Source organism: Haloarcula sp. H-hyl2 (assembly GCF_056934385.1).
On record NZ_JBRIIJ010000002.1, the window covers coordinates 1,059,445 to 1,074,276 of the forward strand.

At 67.0% G+C, this 14,832-nt stretch carries 17 protein-coding genes and 1 tRNA gene; 6 read left to right on the top strand and 12 right to left on the bottom strand.

Translation table 11 applies throughout. The features are described from left to right. Positions 1 to 150: 150 nt before the first annotated feature. From yciH to Hhyl2_RS15190, 5 genes are all read right to left on the bottom strand, one after another. Positions 151 to 444 carry a stress response translation initiation inhibitor YciH gene (gene yciH, locus Hhyl2_RS15170; RefSeq protein WP_004516073.1) on the bottom strand — a complete coding sequence of 98 codons (294 nt, stop codon included), beginning with the start codon at positions 442 to 444 and terminating at the stop codon, positions 151 to 153. A gap of 54 nt (positions 445 to 498) precedes the next feature. Beyond that, the gene (locus Hhyl2_RS15175; RefSeq protein ID WP_483551609.1) at positions 499 to 2,694 is read right to left on the bottom strand and encodes a transglutaminase TgpA family protein; all 2,196 of its coding nucleotides are present in this window, start codon (positions 2,692 to 2,694) and stop codon (positions 499 to 501) included. Further along, positions 2,691 to 3,662: a DUF58 domain-containing protein gene (locus Hhyl2_RS15180; protein ID WP_483551610.1), complete on the bottom strand. Its 972-nt coding sequence runs from the start codon at positions 3,660 to 3,662 to the stop codon at positions 2,691 to 2,693. Before Hhyl2_RS15180 ends, Hhyl2_RS15175 begins: the two co-directional genes overlap by 4 nt. Then, positions 3,659 to 4,618, bottom strand: coding sequence for an AAA family ATPase (locus Hhyl2_RS15185; RefSeq protein WP_483551611.1), 960 nt, complete (start codon positions 4,616 to 4,618; stop codon positions 3,659 to 3,661). The genes Hhyl2_RS15180 and Hhyl2_RS15185 overlap by 4 nt, the downstream gene beginning before the upstream one ends. Positions 4,619 to 4,782: 164 nt before the next feature. Next, complete coding sequence (locus Hhyl2_RS15190) at positions 4,783 to 5,037, bottom strand: DUF7573 domain-containing protein (protein WP_483551612.1); 255 nt, start codon at positions 5,035 to 5,037, stop codon at positions 4,783 to 4,785. An 83-nt stretch (positions 5,038 to 5,120) separates the two neighbouring features. Here Hhyl2_RS15190 and Hhyl2_RS15195 point away from each other — a divergent pair, with 83 nt between their 5' ends. Continuing rightward, complete coding sequence (locus Hhyl2_RS15195; RefSeq protein WP_483551613.1) at positions 5,121 to 5,339, top strand: DUF8024 family protein; 219 nt, start codon at positions 5,121 to 5,123, stop codon at positions 5,337 to 5,339. On the opposite strand, the gene Hhyl2_RS15200 is transcribed toward Hhyl2_RS15195, so the two are convergent. Further along, positions 5,296 to 6,270 carry a 5,10-methylenetetrahydromethanopterin reductase gene (locus Hhyl2_RS15200; RefSeq protein ID WP_483551614.1) on the bottom strand — a complete coding sequence of 325 codons (975 nt, stop codon included), beginning with the start codon at positions 6,268 to 6,270 and terminating at the stop codon, positions 5,296 to 5,298. The two genes, Hhyl2_RS15195 and Hhyl2_RS15200, sit on opposite strands and share 44 nt — an antisense overlap. Continuing rightward, positions 6,270 to 7,034, bottom strand: a complete 765-nt coding sequence (locus Hhyl2_RS15205; RefSeq protein WP_483551615.1) for a coenzyme F420-0:L-glutamate ligase — start codon at positions 7,032 to 7,034, stop codon at positions 6,270 to 6,272. Before Hhyl2_RS15205 ends, Hhyl2_RS15200 begins: the two co-directional genes overlap by 1 nt. A 115-nt stretch (positions 7,035 to 7,149) precedes the next feature. Between Hhyl2_RS15205 and Hhyl2_RS15210 the strand changes: the two genes are divergently transcribed. Beyond that, on the top strand, positions 7,150 to 7,485 hold the full coding sequence (locus Hhyl2_RS15210; protein WP_483551616.1) for a hypothetical protein: 336 nt from the start codon (positions 7,150 to 7,152) through the stop codon (positions 7,483 to 7,485). Then, positions 7,472 to 8,287, top strand: a complete 816-nt coding sequence (locus Hhyl2_RS15215) for an inositol monophosphatase family protein (protein ID WP_483551617.1) — start codon at positions 7,472 to 7,474, stop codon at positions 8,285 to 8,287. Before Hhyl2_RS15210 ends, Hhyl2_RS15215 begins: the two co-directional genes overlap by 14 nt. Here Hhyl2_RS15215 and Hhyl2_RS15220 read toward each other — a convergent pair. The 5 genes from Hhyl2_RS15220 to Hhyl2_RS15240 form a co-directional block, all read right to left on the bottom strand. Continuing rightward, on the bottom strand, positions 8,262 to 8,750 hold the full coding sequence (locus Hhyl2_RS15220) for a metallophosphoesterase family protein (RefSeq protein ID WP_483551618.1): 489 nt from the start codon (positions 8,748 to 8,750) through the stop codon (positions 8,262 to 8,264). The genes Hhyl2_RS15215 and Hhyl2_RS15220 overlap by 26 nt on opposite strands. Positions 8,751 to 8,792: 42 nt before the next feature. Then, positions 8,793 to 9,104, bottom strand: a complete 312-nt coding sequence (locus Hhyl2_RS15225) for a winged helix-turn-helix transcriptional regulator (RefSeq protein WP_483551619.1) — start codon at positions 9,102 to 9,104, stop codon at positions 8,793 to 8,795. Positions 9,105 to 9,214: 110 nt separating this feature from the next. Beyond that, entirely contained in the window at positions 9,215 to 9,868 is a 654-nt protein-coding gene (locus Hhyl2_RS15230) for a hypothetical protein (protein ID WP_483551620.1), read from the bottom strand. Between the two features lie 165 nt (positions 9,869 to 10,033). Continuing rightward, positions 10,034 to 10,687: an archaellin/type IV pilin N-terminal domain-containing protein gene (locus Hhyl2_RS15235; RefSeq protein ID WP_483551621.1), complete on the bottom strand. Its 654-nt coding sequence runs from the start codon at positions 10,685 to 10,687 to the stop codon at positions 10,034 to 10,036. 169 nt (positions 10,688 to 10,856) lie between these two features. Beyond that, positions 10,857 to 10,929: transfer RNA gene (locus tag Hhyl2_RS15240), tRNA-Asp, on the bottom strand. 280 nt (positions 10,930 to 11,209) lie between these two features. On the opposite strand from Hhyl2_RS15240, the gene Hhyl2_RS15245 reads away from it, so the two are divergent. The 3 genes from Hhyl2_RS15245 to rpoB are packed head-to-tail and all read left to right on the top strand — an operon-like array spanning position 11,210 to position 14,831. Then, on the top strand, positions 11,210 to 11,437 hold the full coding sequence (locus Hhyl2_RS15245) for a DNA-directed RNA polymerase subunit H (protein ID WP_276223166.1): 228 nt from the start codon (positions 11,210 to 11,212) through the stop codon (positions 11,435 to 11,437). Next, positions 11,437 to 13,002, top strand: coding sequence for a DNA-directed RNA polymerase subunit B'' (locus Hhyl2_RS15250; RefSeq protein WP_483551622.1), 1,566 nt, complete (start codon positions 11,437 to 11,439; stop codon positions 13,000 to 13,002). Before Hhyl2_RS15245 ends, Hhyl2_RS15250 begins: the two co-directional genes overlap by 1 nt. A gap of 2 nt (positions 13,003 to 13,004) precedes the next feature. Beyond that, a complete protein-coding gene (rpoB, locus tag Hhyl2_RS15255) occupies positions 13,005 to 14,831 on the top strand; it encodes a DNA-directed RNA polymerase subunit B (RefSeq protein WP_483551623.1) in 1,827 nt (608 codons plus the stop codon). Position 14,832 lies beyond the last annotated feature (1 nt).

Consider the following 14,832-nt stretch of genomic DNA (forward strand, 5'->3'; position numbering starts at 1 on the left):
GGCCACCCGGTCTCGGCCCGGGCCAGAACCGTCCACGTGACGAGCTTGGTAGTTGCCACGCTGGTGGGACTTACGATTCTGGGCCCACACCTGCCACTCTAGGACCGTCGGTACTCACCGTCGAACGACCGCAGAAGGGAGGTCGGGTGATCAGGCGACGTTGAAGCCCTTGTCGCGGAGGAAGTCCTCGACGCGACCAGTGTGGTTGCCCTGGAGTTCGATCTGCCCGTCTTCGACGGTCCCACCACAGGCGAACTTCGATTTCAGGTCCGAGGACAGCGAGTCCATGTCGACGTCCTTCGGATCGAACCCCTCGATGATCGTTACCTCCTTCCCGTAACGGCGCTCGTCGATGCGGATGTTGATCTCCTGGGACTCCTTGGCCACGTCTTCGCAGACGCAGAGCTCCTCAGGCAACCCGCACGTCGAGCAGACTTCCGACATTACACCGGGCAGTACGAAACCTTGCTATTAAACACTGTCGGGGGAAACCGGAGCTTACCGCTCGGAGACCACTTCGTCGGCGAGTTCGACGGCCGTGTCGGCGGTCGCCTCGTCGACCTGGCCGCCGTAGCGGGCCTGTTCACGGAGGCGGGCCAGCCGGCGGATCCGTGGGTCGGCGTCGACGGCCGCCAGGTAGGCCCGTACCGTCTCGCCGTCACGGCGCTGTCGTTCCTGGCGTCCGAGGACGTACATCACGCGCTGGAAGGCGCGTTCGACGTCGGTTTCGGGGTCCTCGCGCCGCTGATACCTGACCCATACTGCCCGGTAGAGCCGCTCGGAGAGACCGCTCCGGCGGGCGCCGGCGGCGACACCCAGCAGGGCGACCAGTCCCAGCGTCGCCTCCTCGCGCGAGGGGAGGTCGATGGAGTCGCCGACGCTCTGGGTCCCGGTGTCGGTACCGCCGAGGCCGGCCGGCGTCCCGCGGCCGCTCTGGAGCCCCGCCGGTGTCGATCCGTTGGTGTCCGTGGTGTTGTTCGCGTCCGTCTCCGTCAGCGGCGGTGGCGTCGGCGTCGGCGTGGGGCTGAACTCCTCGCCGCCGGTCTCGCTGGTGTCGATGTTGGGGACCGACGCACCCCTGGCCTCGTCGATACTGCTCTGTTCGGCGGTCTCTCGCGGGCCACTCGGCGTCGGGTCGAACTTGACCCACCCCTGGTCGGGGAAGTACACCTCGACCCAGGCGTGGGAGTTCAGCCCCCGGACCACCCAGCGGTTCTCGTCGACCCGTTCGCCGGGCGTGTAGCCGACGGTCAGGCGTGCCGGGATGCCCTGCGTCCGCAACATCACGACCATCGTCGTCGCGAAGTAGACGCAGTACCCCCGGTCCATCTCGAAGAGGAACCGGTCGGCGACGTTGCGGTCGGGCTTGTCGACCTCCAGCGAGTACGCCCGGTTGTTCTCTAGCCACTGCTCGACGACCAGTGCGGTCTCGTAGGGGTTCTCGGCGTTGGCGGTCAGCGTCGCCGTCCGGTCGGCGACCCGCTGGGGCGTACTCTCGGGCAACTGGCGGTACTGCTCGCTGACCTGCTCGGGGTAGTCGGTACCGGCCTCGCGCAACTGCTGTGGCGTGGCGATGAGGACTTCGCTTCGCACCTCGTAGCTGTCGCCGGCCGACAGCGGTGCCGTGGGCTGGAACCCACCGTGTGCCGTCACCTGGAAGTCGGGGTCACCACGGTAGCGGACCGGTTTCCAGGCGCCGGGGACGGTCGCGACCGCGGACTCGGCCTCGAACGACTGCCGGAGCGTCCGACTATCGCCCTCGGGGCTCGCCAGCCGGTTCCCGCCGTAGCTTCGTGCGGTTCCGGTCCGGACCCACCCGTCACCCGTGTAGCGGTCGTAGGCGGCGACCCGCCAGTACCGGGCCTCGTCGCTCTCGACGGTGAAGCGGACCGTCGGCGTCAGCGAGATGTCGCCCTGGACCGACAGCGTCTCGTCGGCGTCGATCAGGCTCGTCTCGATCGTCGGGCCGTCGCTCCCCTCGGTGAACGAGAGCGAGGTTCCGGCGACCGACGGGATGGTCGAGACGACCGACGGGACGATGATCACCGCCGCGAGCTGTTCGAGCACCGCACGTCTACTCGCGTCGATCCCGTCCGTCTCGACCGTCTCGTCGTCGGGTCTGTCGGCCTCGTGGTCCAGCGTGTCCAGGTTCCCGAACCCCAGCGTCGCGACGGCGCCGACGACACCCAGCAGCGTCGTCACCAGCCCCGCGTCGGTCGTAAGGACGAAGAACATCAGCGTCGTCCCCGCACTCGCCGTCGCGGTGACGTACCACCGGCGGAGCCCGAAATACCACGTCAGGAACACCGGTGCCGGCGCGAACGAGAGGACCCACAGCCGGACGTTGGCGATCTGGAGCAGCGAGCGCCCGGTCACCAGCGCCACGGTGTCGCGCAACAGCGCCGCGATTTCGGGGTCCGTCGAGAGGTTCAGCACGTACCAGGCCACGCCAGCACCGAACAGCACGACGCCGAGAGCGATGGCAAAGCCCGGCCGGAGGACGCGTGCGAGTGCTGTCGCGCCAACCGCGGACAGCGCGACGAGGCCGAGGAACAGGACCGGCGAGCCGACGACATCGATGAGGTGGTACATCGTCCGCAACGGCGCCCCGAGCGCCAGCGCGACGGCCAGCAACGCGAACAGGCGTGTCTCCTCGGGGAGGCGGGCCCGGAGAGACGACACGACGCCGCTCACGCTTCCCCTCCAGCCAGCGGCGCGTCCCGGTCGGTCGCGACGTCGACGAAGCGGCGCCGATGCCCCTCGATGGCGACGGTCACGTCTGAGCCGGTCGCATTGATCAGGATGTCGGCCTCGTCGGCGCGCCCGGTCTCGCCCGCGGGCGTCCTGGCGAGCGTCTCCAGCAGCCGGGTCCGGTGGGTGTCGCCGTAGCCCTTCGTGACGGTCCCGCCGGGGACGGCGAGTTCGACGGTCAGGCCGGACTCCAGTGCGGCCATCGCGACCGTCGCCGTGGCGGCCGCCATCTCGTCGTCACAGCCCTCCTCGGCCTCGCCGACGATCAGCAGTCCCTGGTCGCTGTGGTGGTCGGCGAACTCCTTGACGAGCATGTCGTCCCGTTTGGCGCTGGATTTCCAGTGGACGTCACGCAGCGAGTCGCCGGCGACGTACTCCCGCAGGCGGTCGAACGCCTGCCGGTCCTGTGCGTCGGGTGCGAGCGTCCGCGAGAAGGTCTCGGGGCCGCCGACGTGGTACACCGGCGGGTAGACCAGCGTGGTCGTGGTCGCGTCGACGGTGTAGCGTCGCCGGACCAGCCCCAGCGCGTCGGTGACGACGGCCTCGACGGGGCCGAACTGCTGTTCGCCCCGGTCGGTGTAGGTCACGTCGTAGGTAACTGTCGACGGGAGCGAACGCGCGGTCGTCCCGTCGCCCGCGACGCCCGCCGGCATCTGGTCAGTCAAGCGTGCGATACCACTCCCGGTAGCGGTGTACTCGATGGTCCGCTCGTCGCCGGGGTACCCGCGGCGTGGCTGCTCGCGGTCGATGGTCGGCGCGCCCGCCCAGAGCACCTGCCCGGTCGCCGCAAGGACCAGTACCACCGCCGGCCCGGCGACGGCGTTGAGCCCCGCCTGGCCGAACTGGGTCCCCATCGCCACCGCGCCGGCGGCGACGGCCAGGACGGCGAGTCCACGACGTGTCGGTCTCATTCGACGGCGACGGTGTCCAGTGCCTCCTGGACGAGCGCGTCGGCGGTCTGGTCGCTGCTGTCGGTCCGGATGCGGTGGGGCAACACGACCGGGGCTTCCCGCTGGACATCGTCGGGGACGACGTACTCCCGCCCCTCCAGGACCGCACGGGCCTGGGCCGCCCGGAGCAGCGAGATACTCCCGCGCGGGCTCACGCCCAGTTCCGCGTGCTCGCGGGTGAACCGCGCCAACCGTGTCGCGTAGGTCCGGATCGGCTCCTCGACGGTCACCTCGGCGACGGTGTTCTGGGCGGCGGTCAACTGCTCCAGGGTCGCGACCGAACTCAACTCCTCGATGGGATGGTGGCCGACGACCTCGCCCAGCATCGCCGACTCCTCGTCGGCCTCGGGATACCCCAGGTGGAGCTTCGTCATGAAGCGGTCGAGTTCGGCCATCGGCAGATCGTAGGCGCGGTTGCGCTCGACGGTGTTCTGCGTGGCGATGACGGTGAAGGGGCTGGGGACGGCATGTGTCGTCCCGTCGACCGAGACCTGTCCCTCCTCCATCGCCTCCAGCAGTGCCGACTGGGTCTTTGGCGGGGCGCGGTTGATCTCGTCGCCCAGGACGACGTTGGCGAAGATGGGACCGGGTCGGAACTCGAACTCGCGGGTCTTCTGGTTGAAGACGTTGACGCCAGTGACGTCGGTCGGCAGCAGGTCCGGCGTGAACTGTACGCGCTTGAACTCCCCGTCGAAGGAGGCCGCGACCGAGCGGGCGAGCATCGTCTTGCCGACGCCGGGGACGTCCTCCAGCAGGACGTGGCCACGGCCCAGGAGGGCGGTGACGATGTGTTCGATCTCCTCGTGATGGCCGACGATCACTTCCTCGACGTTCTCGATGACGCGTGACGCCACGCGCGAGGCGTCACGCAACTGGCTATCCGACTGCTGTCCGCGTGATGTATCCGTGTCAGTCATGTGTTGTGGCCCGCGCGACGAACACCGGCGACGGGAGGTCAGGGCGGTCGACAATCGGGACGTCGGTGGTGTTCGCCCACTCCATGCGCGGTTCCAGTGTGACCGCTCCTTAGGTGTGAGTACACGTAACTCTGATGGATGCGCACCCGGCACACACACTCGCGCTACCAGTCTTTGCACGCCGAACAGACGAGCACGCCGGCCTGCTGCCAGCGACGCTCGACGACCTCGTCACAGGACTCACAGACCGCCCCCTCCCCCGTCCACGCGTAGGTCGTCGTCGCTGGCTCGATGGTGCCTGCCTGCGCGGCCGCGGTGGTTTCCTCGTCGTCGGAAGCGGTTTCGTCGTCCTCTTCGGCGACTGCAGACTCCTCGTCGTCCGCACTCAGGAAGTCGTCCAGCGATGCGTCTTCGGCCATGCCTGAGAGCTATCGGGCCAGCGGGAAATAGCTGTCTCGCCACGAACGGAAACACAAAGTGGGGGCATCGCTAACGGCCGGGTATGCAAAGTCTCCTCACGGAACTCGTCAACAGCATCATCGACATGCCGGGGAAGTTCGTCGACATCGCGCTGGCCGACCCCATCTCGGCCATCCTGATCCTCATCGGTGCGACGCTGGTCGGTGCCTCCTCGGCGGTCTTTGGCTACCTCTCGCTGGGCGCGTTCCTCTCGCTGTTCAGCGGCGCTGGCGGTCGACGACCGCCCCAAGCAGATCGATAGCCGTCTCGATATCCGGCCCAAGCGGCGACGCGAACACGACGCTGTCGGCGTGGGCGAGCAGTTCTTCGGTCCGCTCGGCGACGTCGTCGGGCGTCCCCGCGATACAGAACGCGTCCAGCATGGCGTCGGTCACCAGCCCGAATGCCGTCTCGAACTCGCCGGCCGAGATGGCCTCGCCGATATCGCTGGCGACGCCGTGGTCGATGTCGTGGCGGTCGAGCACCGGCGGGGGTGAGCCGCCGGCGACGAACGCGACCGGGGGGCGGGCGGCCTCGCGGGCGGCCGCGGCGTCCTCGGCGACGGAGACGCTGGCGTAGGCCGCCAGGTCGAACTCGGTGTCGGGAACGCGGTCCGCCGCCATGTCGTCGACCTGGTTGCGAGCCCACGCCAGATCCTTCGGGTGCGAGCCGTTGTAGAGCGCGCCATCGGCGTGTTTCGCGGCCATCCGGGTCATGTGCGGGCCCTGTGCCCCGACGTAGACCGGGATCTCGCCGGCGTCGTAGTTGAGGCCCGCGTCGACGGCCTCGAAGGTGCCGTCGTGGTCGACGCGCTCGCCGTCCCAGAGCCGCTGGGCGACCTTGAACGTCTCCAGCACCCGCCGGAGCGCGTCGTCGTGGTCGAAGCCGAGGTTCCTGATTGTCGATTTGTCGCCGGGCCCGACGCCGAAGACCGCCCGCTCGTCGCTCAGTTCCGAGAGCGTCGCGACCCGCGAGGCCAGCGTCACGGGGTGTGTCTCGTAGGGGTTGGCGATGCCCGGCCCCAGCAGGACGTCGTCAGTGTTGGCGGCCATCTGCGAGAGCGCCATGAACTGGTCGCGGTTGTTGTAGTGGTGGCTGGCGAAGACGGCGTCGAAGCCCTCCTGTTCGGCCTGTGTGGCGAATTCTGCGAGCTGTGCGACTGGGTGTTCCGGGGTGAGTTCGATAGCGTACATTAGAGTGACCACTCCCTGAGCGCCTCGCGGACGATATCGCTGTCTTCCTCGCGGTAGAGGGCATCGCTGCCGTCGTGGTCGCCGAAGTCGAAGTCCCGCACGACGGCGACGGGCGTTCCGCCGGCTCCCTCGCCCGTGACGAGGTTGCCCGCGGCGGCGAGTTCGTCGACGACGGCCTGGACGGTCGCGCTCAACTCCCGTCCCTCGCGGTCGTGTTCGCCGCGCCAGTCCCGTGCGGCCGGGATACCCGCCCAGCCCAGTGCGACGCCGCGCTGGCCAAGCCGGAACGGCCGGCCCGAAGTATCGGTAACGATCACCGCCACGTCGGCGCCGGTCCGCTCGCGGAGGTCGGCCCGCAGCGCTTCGGCGTGGGCTGTCGGGTCCTCGGGTAACAAGAGCAGGTCCGCGTCGGGGACGTTCGACCGGTCGATGCCCGCGTTGACTGTGATGTGACCGAACTTCGTGACAGCGAGGACGAACGGCGCCTCCGTCAACACCTCCTCGCTCTCCTCGATCACGGCCTGTGCGAACCGGGGGTCCTTGCGCTCGCCGGCGATGTCGCCGATGGCGTCGGCGATCCACCGGGCCTGGTCGCTCGGCGTGTAGTCGTCTAGATTCGCCTGTCGGCCGGCCGCTTTCGAGACGATGGTACTGGCCACACAGACCACGTCACCGTCCTGTATCTCGGTCCGGTCGGTGACGAGCGCGGCGACGTCGTCGCCGGGACGGACCTCGGGCAGTCCCTCGACCGCGAAGACCTCCATACCACCCGCTGGGGACGCTGTCGGAAAAAGGACGCCGGTAGGTGCAAGGGGAACAGACAGCGGCAACTTCTGCTGCCTCCGCGAGTCGTGTCCCCGCCGGTCCCTCAGCGCCGGCATGGACACCAGGCTCGCGGCGTTCGTCCTGTTGCACGCGATGGGCTCGACGGCCGGCCTGCTGTTCGTGTTCCACGCGGTCCGGACGGTCACTGGCGGAGTGGCCACCGCGAGTGTCCGCCGGGACTACGGCGTCGGTGGCCTGCTGGTCGTCGTCGGTCTCGGGCTCCGGTTCCTGCTGGCGCCGACAGCGGTCACGCCCGACGCTATCGCGCGGTTGCCGGGCGGCCTGCTCCGGCCCGTCGGTGTCGTCCTCGCGGCCATCGGCGGGCTGTTCTGTTTCTGGGCACTCGCACGCCTCGCGAGAAACCGAAAGGGACGAGATGCTGACGTGTGACCTCCCGCACGTGCCGCCAGAACTCGCCGCCGTCGCGCGCACCGCCGCCGAGGACGCCGGCGCGTACCTCCGCGAGCGGTTCGCCGACGGGACGACCGACGCCGACTACCACACGACAGACGTGAAAGCCCACGCCGACCGCGAGGCCGAACAGCGCGTCGTCGAGACGCTCCGCGACCACTATCCCGACCACGCCATCACCGCCGAGGAATCGGGCCACCACGAGGGCGACGGCGACTACCGCTGGGTCGTCGACGCGCTCGACGGGACGAACAATTTCGCCGCCGGTGTCCCCACGTTCGGAGTCTCCGTGGCGGCCGTCGACGCCGACACCGACGACCCGGCCGTCGCAGCCGTCGTCCTCCCGGCGCTGTTGGACACCTACGTCGCCGTCCGCGGCGAGGGCGTGACCTACAACGGGGCGCCCGTCTCGGTCACCGACGGGGAGACGCCGCCGCTGGAAGCCGGCACTGTCGCGTTCGTCATCGGAGAACCCGTCGTCTACGATGGCCCCGGTCGGAAGAACGCCGACGAGATCCGCTGGGAACTGGGCCAGACCGCAAAACGTTGCATCCAGACGTGGGCGCCCATCGTCCACTGGGCGCTGCTGTCCCGCGGGGCACTGGACGGCTACGTCTGTCTCCATCCCGACGAGCGCGAACAGCTCCCCGGCGAGCTGCTGGCGACAGAGGCCGGCTGTGTCCGCCGTCAGGAGGGGCCGCTCTCAGCGTTCGCGCCGACCGGCGACGCCGCCGACGCCCTCCTGGAGACTGCCGTCAGTGTTCGTGAAGTGCCAGACTGAGGTCGCCGTCGCTCACTTCTGCGGTCAACATCGTCGCTCGGTCGGCCGGCGCCGCCCCGGTCGCACTGCCCGGATTCAGTAGCCGAACCCCGTCGTGGACCGTATCCAGCACCTCGTGGGTGTGGCCGGCGACACCGACGGCGTCTTCGCCACCTTCCAGTCGGACGATCCCGGCGACGCGGTCCTCGTAGCCCCGCTTCGATCCGGTCCCGTGGGTGACGACGAACGTCACGCCGCCCAACTCCACTGTCGCCGTCTCCGGGAGGCCGACCCGCGGGTCCATGTTCCCCGCGACGGCGGTCAGCCGCGCCGCCATCGCCCGGACGTTCGAGAGCGCCCCCTCGCTGTCGAAATCGCCCGCGTGGATGACGTGGTCGGCCGTCTCGATGCGTTCCCGGAACGGAGCAGGAATCTCGTGGGCCCGTGACGGGATGTGCGTGTCGCTGACGATGGCGACGTCCATACCGGCCGTTTGGCGGCCAGCCCAGAAAGGACTACTGTCGACTCACTCGGCGGTCTCGACGTTCGGGGCGATGTCGCGCAGTTCGCGGAGTTGTGCCACCAGTCCGTCGATCCCCTCGTTGATCGCGGCGACGCGGTCGTCGATGTCGTCGGCCGGAATCGCACCCTGTGGCGTCGGCTCTACCAGTTCGTCGTCCTCGAGCATCCGCAGCGAGTAGCGTACCTTGTGCTCGGGGATGTCGGTCTCCTCGGCGAGTCGCACGATGCCGATGGGCCCCTGTTCGATGACGACTTCGAGGATGGCCAGGTCACGGCTCTCCTTCTCGACCTGATCGGCCAGTCGGTCCAGTCCCATTGAGAATCTTGTCACCACGTATTGGACGATGGTACATAAACGCCACAGTTCCGCCCCAGAATATCTGTTTCTGTGACACGAAGGGGCGCCGACCGCCGGCGCCGCCGCCCTCACTCGTCGTTGACCGGCGTCCGTCGGAGTTCGTCGAGTTGGTCCCGGAGCTTCGACAGTTCCGTCTCCAGTTCCTCGCGCCGGTCGATGAGCGCGCTCAGTTCCTCGGTGTTGACCGAGTAGTCGTTCTCCAGGGCCACGTCCAGCGCGTCGGTCGTCGCAGCCGCTAGATCCGTCGAGACCAGCAGCAGTTCGCTCGGCGTCCCACTGGACTCGTACAGTTCGACGTCGCCCGAGTGTGGCCGGTAGGTCACCATCGGCGACTCGACGCCGTGGTGGTAGGTCACCGTGTAGCTCGTGTCCGTGACGGGGTTGAGACGGTCCTCCGCCAGCTCGGTTCGCACGATGTTGAACGGCTCGGCCAGCGACGGGAACGTCTCGGCGATGTCCCGCAGTCGGTCGGCGGCAGTGACGTCCAGTTGCGCCTCCACGTCACCGAAGAACTGCTGGGAGTTCGTGAGGCTGAACGCGACGGTGTAGAACACCGACTCGTTGTTCTCCGCGAGGTCCCTGACCCGGTCGCGGACCTCCTCGTGGCGCCCCTCGACGGCGAGTCGTTCGAGCTCCCGCAACAACGCCCTGACACCTTCCTCACGTTCGAGGAACGGCTCGACGATCGCCCCTGGCATCTCCTCGCCGTCCACGTCGTCCATGCGTACTCGTTCTGGTCGGCACCCTAAACAGTCTATCGGCGTGACGGGAGAAGCATACACTGGGCTGGTGTCTCGTGAGATACGCCCGGCTCTTGGGGTGGACATATGGCAGTGAACGGGGGACCGACCCCGGTACGTGTCGGCCGTTTCTCCGGTCCTCGTCGTTCACACCGATGCTACAGAGGTACCGGATAGCGTCTCCGGTACAACCACGCGGACTTCCGTCGTCCCGCCGGACGGGGTGTTCAGTCGAAACGTCGCCGTCTCTCCCTCCTCGAAGCCCCACGCGTTGCCGTTGTTCTGCTGTCCGGCGCGGGCGTCGTCGACATCGACGACGATGGTTGCCCGGTCTTCGGGGTCGTTGAGAACGTAGCTGTCGCTGATGGAGTCGTCGTCGTCCTGCACCTTCTCCACGGCAAAATGGGTGTTGTTCGGTGCGTCGGTGAGGCCGCCCATCTCGCCGTGGACGAAGTCGTACGACCCGGAGGTATGTACCATCTGGATAGTCGTTTCTTCGAGGTCGATGTTCCCTGCACCCGGGGCTTTCCGGACCGTGATCTCGATCTCGGAGACCGACGGCTTGACGTTGTAGCTGATCTTGGTCCCGACGGTGTTGACGACTTGCAGCCGGTTGGTCACCTGGTCGCTGCTCTGCTGTCCGGTCTCCTCGGCGCTACTCTGTAGAAACCCGGCGGTGTTGATGAGCACACCCGCAGCGATTGCGGCCACGAGCACCATCGCGATGAACACGATCAGGGTGCCGATACCTACCTGTCCCCGGCCCCTGTCCTCGCGTGCCGATTGGTGGCTACTGTTCATCGGATCGGTCGTATCACACACTCAGTAGAAGACGCACAAAACGGCACCCCTCCGATTTTCAACATTTGTAACGGTCCCGCGCTCCAGTCTCGTGATTTCAACGTCTTCTCGAACTCGCCGTTGCTCGAAGACGAGACTTCTCGCTGGGGAATCGAGTTCGAGAGAAGTACGCCCGGAGCGGGATTTGAACCCGCGTCACAACCGTGACAGGGTTGTATGATGGGCCACTACACCATCCGGGCACGCTGCCTTGCTGCACTCATTCGTATCCCGGTGGTAGTATTAAGACTTTCCAAAGAGCGGCGCCCTGGGATGGTGACCCGTGACGGGACCCAAACTTCTATATCCGCGCTGGCCGAACTGGATGGTACGAAAGCGATTCTCACGGCCCGTGTGTGGGCCGGGTCCGATAGCTGCTGCCGGCCGAGTTGGCAAGCGTTATATGCGTCCCGACGATACGTGTCTGTAGTATCTCGTGACAGCCACCTTCTCCAGCCACAGGCCCCACGCACACCCACACACATGGTAGATGTAAGTCAACACGACCTCGTTCCCGACCATAGCGTCGTCGACGAGGACGACCTCGAAGCAGTGCTCGACGAGTACGATATCAAGAAGACCGACCTCCCGAAGATCAAGCGCGCCGACCCGGGACTCCCGGACGACGCCGAGGTCGGTGACGTCATCCGTATCGTCCGCGACTCGCGAACCACCGACGAAGCAGTCGTATACCGACTGGTGGTGGAATAATGGACACACAGGACCGCCGCAAGATCTCACGCGAATATTTCGGTAAGGAACGGCTCGCAGAACACCACTTCCGCTCGTTCAACGCCTTTCTCGATCGGGGGATGCAGCAGGTCGTCGACGAGAAAGAGACCATCGAGACCGACATCGGCGACAAGGAAGGACAGGAACCGGTGTGGGTCGAACTCGGGGACGTCCGGGTCGTCACGCCCCGCGTCCGCGAGGCCGACGGCAGCGAGGAACTACTCTACCCCCAGGAGGCCCGGCTTCGCAACATCACCTACTCCGCGCCGGTGTTCATGGAGATGGCCATCGTCCGCGGCGGCGAGGAGGAACCGGAGGAGGTCGTCGACCGGACCGAGACCAAGATCGGCCGGATGCCGATCATGGTCGGCTCGAACAAGTGTAACATCGTCGGCTTCACCGACGAGGAACTGATCGACATCGGCGAGGACCCCGCCGACCCCGGTGGCTACTTCTGTGTCAACGGCTCCGAACGGGTGCTGATGACCAGCGAGGACCTCGCCCCGAACAAGATCCTGGCCGAATACGACACCAAATACGGTGACGAGGTTCAGGTCGCGAAGACCTTCTCCCAGCGCCGTGGATACCGTGCGCTGGTGCTGTGTGAGCGGACCCGGGACGGGCTGCTGGAGGTCTCGTTCCCGTCTGTCTCGGGCAGCATCGACTTCGTGACGCTCGTGCGCGCCCTCGGGCTGGAATCCGACGAGGAGATCGTCCACCGGGTGAGCGAGGACCCCGAGATCGTGAAGTTCATGCTCGAGAACTTGGAGGAGGCCGAGGTCCAGACGACCGAGGAGGCCATCGAGACGCTGGGCCAGCGAGTCGCCTCCGGTCAGGGCAAGAACTACCAGCTCAAACGGGCCAACTACGTCATCGACCGGTACCTCCTGCCCCACCTCCACGAGGAGGGGGTCGACGAGGAGGAGGTCCGGATCAACAAGGCCTACTACCTCTGTCGGATGGCCGAGGCGTGTTTCGAACTCGCGCTGGATCGACGGGAGTCCGACGACAAGGACCACTACGCCAACAAGCGGCTGAAGGTCAGCGGCGACCTGATGACCGACCTGTTCCGGACGGCGCTGAACAAGCTCGCCCGGGACGTGAAGTATCAGCTCGAACGCGCGAACATGCGTAACCGGCAGCTCTCTGTCTCGACGGTCGTCCGCTCGGACGTGCTGACCGAGCGGCTCGAACACCCCATCGCGACGGGGAACTGGGTCGGCGGCCGCTCGGGCGTGAGCCAGCTCGTCGACCGGACGGACTTCATGGGTGTGCTCTCACACCTGCGCCGCCTGCGTTCGCCGCTGTCGCGCAGTCAGCCCCACTTCGAGGCGCGTGACCTGCACGCGACCCAGTGGGGTCGCATCTGTCCCTCGGAGACGCCCGAGGGGCCCAACTGTGGCCTGGTGAAGAACTTCGCACAGGCGATGGAGCTCTCCCAGGACGTCGAGGAGCCACAGGAACTGAAGCAGGAACTCGCCGAGATGGGGGTCCAGGGCATCCCCGGTATCGAGTCGATCGAACAGACGCCCGCGGACGACTAATCATGAGTCAGGGACGCGAAGCCAAAGTATACGTCAACGGTAGCCTGGTCGGGACACATCCCGACCCCGAACAGCTCGCACAACAGGTCCGACAGGCCCGCCGACGGGGGGACGTCTCCCAGATGGTCAACGTGTCTGTCAAGGACCGCACGGACGAGGTCATCATCAACGCCGACGCCGGTCGCGCCCGGCGCCCACTGCTGATCGTCGAGAACGGCGAGCCGCTCATCTCCGAGGAGGAGGTCGAGCAGGTCAAGGCGGGCGAACTCGGCTTCGACGACCTCGTCGACCGCGGCCTCGTCGAGTTCATCGACGCCGAGGAGGAAGAGGACATCCTAGTCGGTGTCGACGAGGACGAACTCACCGACGACCACACCCACCTCGAAGTCGACCCGCAGCTGATGTTCGGGATCGGTGCAGGGATGATCCCCTACCCCGAGCACAACGCCAGCCCGCGGATCACGATGGGGTCGGGGATGATCAAACAGTCCCTGGGGCTGCCCAGCGCGAACTACCGGATCCGGCCGGATACGCGCCAGCACCTACTGCACTACCCGCAGCTCTCGATGGTCAAGACCCAGACCACCGAGCAGATCGGCTACGACGACCGCCCGGCCGCACAGAACTTCGTCGTCGCGGTCATGTCCTACGAGGGGTTCAACATCGAGGACGCACTCGTCATGAACCAGGGGTCGGTCGACCGCGGACTGTCCCGGTCGCACTTCTTCCGGACCTACGAGGGCGAGGAGCGGCGGTATCCCGGTGGCCAGGAGGACCGCTTCGAGATCCCCGACGACGAGGTCCGGGGCGCTCGCGGCGAGGAAGCCTACACCCACCTGGACGACGACGGGCTCGTCAACCCCGAGACCAAGGTCGGCGAGAACGCCGTCCTGCTGGGCAAGACGTCGCCCCCGCGGTTTCTGGAGGAACCGGACGACATGGGTGGGCTCTCGCCCCAGAAGCGCCGTGAGACGAGCGTCACGATGCGCTCCGGCGAATCCGGTGTCGTCGACACTGTGACCCTGATGGAGGGTGAGGACGGTTCGAAGCTCTCGAAGGTCTCGGTACGTGACGAGCGCATCCCGGAACTGGGCGACAAGTTCGCCTCCCGGCACGGCCAGAAGGGTGTCGTCGGCCACATCGCACCCCAGGAGGACATGCCCTTCACCGAGGAGGGCGTCGTCCCGGACCTCATCATCAACCCGCACGCGCTCCCCTCCCGGATGACCGTCGGGCACATCCTCGAGATGATCGGCGGCAAGGTCGGTGCGCTCGAAGGCCGCCGCGTCGACGGGACCGCCTTCACTGGGGAAGACGAGGAGGAACTCCGTGGCTCCCTGGAAGAGCACGGCTTCGACTCCAGCGGCAAGGAGACGATGTATTCGGGCGTCACCGGCGAGAAGATCGAGGCCGAGATCTTCGTCGGCGACATCTTCTACCAGAAGCTCTACCACATGGTCTCGAACAAGCTGCACGCCCGCTCGCGCGGGCCGGTGCAGGTCCTGACCCGCCAGCCCACCGAGGGGCGCGCCCGCGAGGGTGGCCTGCGTGTCGGGGAGATGGAACGGGACGTGCTCATCGGGCACGGCGCGGCGATGGCGCTCAAAGAGCGCCTGCTCGACGAGTCCGACCGTGAGTGGATCAACGTCTGTGGCCAGTGTGGCATGACCGCCGTCGAGAACGTCGAACAGCGGCGTGTCTACTGTCCCAACTGCGAGGAGGAGACCGACATCCACGAGGTCGAGATGTCCTACGCGTTCAAGCTCCTGCTCGACGAGATGAAGGCGCTCGGTATCGCTCCGCGAATCGAACTGGAGGACGCAGTCTAAG

What these genes read in the sequence shown, in the direction of transcription:
- yciH (WP_004516073.1), bottom strand. Translation starts at nt 444, where the DNA reads ATGTCGGAAGTCTGCTCGACGTGCGGGTTGCCTGAGGAGCTCTGCGTC.
- Hhyl2_RS15180 (WP_483551610.1), bottom strand. Translation starts at nt 3,662, where the DNA reads ATGAGACCGACACGTCGTGGACTCGCCGTCCTGGCCGTCGCCGCCGGC.
- Hhyl2_RS15185 (WP_483551611.1), bottom strand. Translation starts at nt 4,618, where the DNA reads ATGACTGACACGGATACATCACGCGGACAGCAGTCGGATAGCCAGTTG.
- Hhyl2_RS15190 (WP_483551612.1), bottom strand. Translation starts at nt 5,037, where the DNA reads ATGGCCGAAGACGCATCGCTGGACGACTTCCTGAGTGCGGACGACGAG.
- Hhyl2_RS15195 (WP_483551613.1), top strand. Translation starts at nt 5,121, where the DNA reads ATGCAAAGTCTCCTCACGGAACTCGTCAACAGCATCATCGACATGCCG.
- Hhyl2_RS15200 (WP_483551614.1), bottom strand. Translation starts at nt 6,270, where the DNA reads ATGTACGCTATCGAACTCACCCCGGAACACCCAGTCGCACAGCTCGCA.
- Hhyl2_RS15205 (WP_483551615.1), bottom strand. Translation starts at nt 7,034, where the DNA reads ATGGAGGTCTTCGCGGTCGAGGGACTGCCCGAGGTCCGTCCCGGCGAC.
- Hhyl2_RS15210 (WP_483551616.1), top strand. Translation starts at nt 7,150, where the DNA reads ATGGACACCAGGCTCGCGGCGTTCGTCCTGTTGCACGCGATGGGCTCG.
- Hhyl2_RS15215 (WP_483551617.1), top strand. Translation starts at nt 7,472, where the DNA reads ATGCTGACGTGTGACCTCCCGCACGTGCCGCCAGAACTCGCCGCCGTC.
- Hhyl2_RS15220 (WP_483551618.1), bottom strand. Translation starts at nt 8,750, where the DNA reads ATGGACGTCGCCATCGTCAGCGACACGCACATCCCGTCACGGGCCCAC.
- Hhyl2_RS15225 (WP_483551619.1), bottom strand. Translation starts at nt 9,104, where the DNA reads ATGGGACTGGACCGACTGGCCGATCAGGTCGAGAAGGAGAGCCGTGAC.
- Hhyl2_RS15230 (WP_483551620.1), bottom strand. Translation starts at nt 9,868, where the DNA reads ATGGACGACGTGGACGGCGAGGAGATGCCAGGGGCGATCGTCGAGCCG.
- Hhyl2_RS15235 (WP_483551621.1), bottom strand. Translation starts at nt 10,687, where the DNA reads ATGAACAGTAGCCACCAATCGGCACGCGAGGACAGGGGCCGGGGACAG.
- Hhyl2_RS15245 (WP_276223166.1), top strand. Translation starts at nt 11,210, where the DNA reads ATGGTAGATGTAAGTCAACACGACCTCGTTCCCGACCATAGCGTCGTC.
- Hhyl2_RS15250 (WP_483551622.1), top strand. Translation starts at nt 11,437, where the DNA reads ATGGACACACAGGACCGCCGCAAGATCTCACGCGAATATTTCGGTAAG.
- rpoB (WP_483551623.1), top strand. Translation starts at nt 13,005, where the DNA reads ATGAGTCAGGGACGCGAAGCCAAAGTATACGTCAACGGTAGCCTGGTC.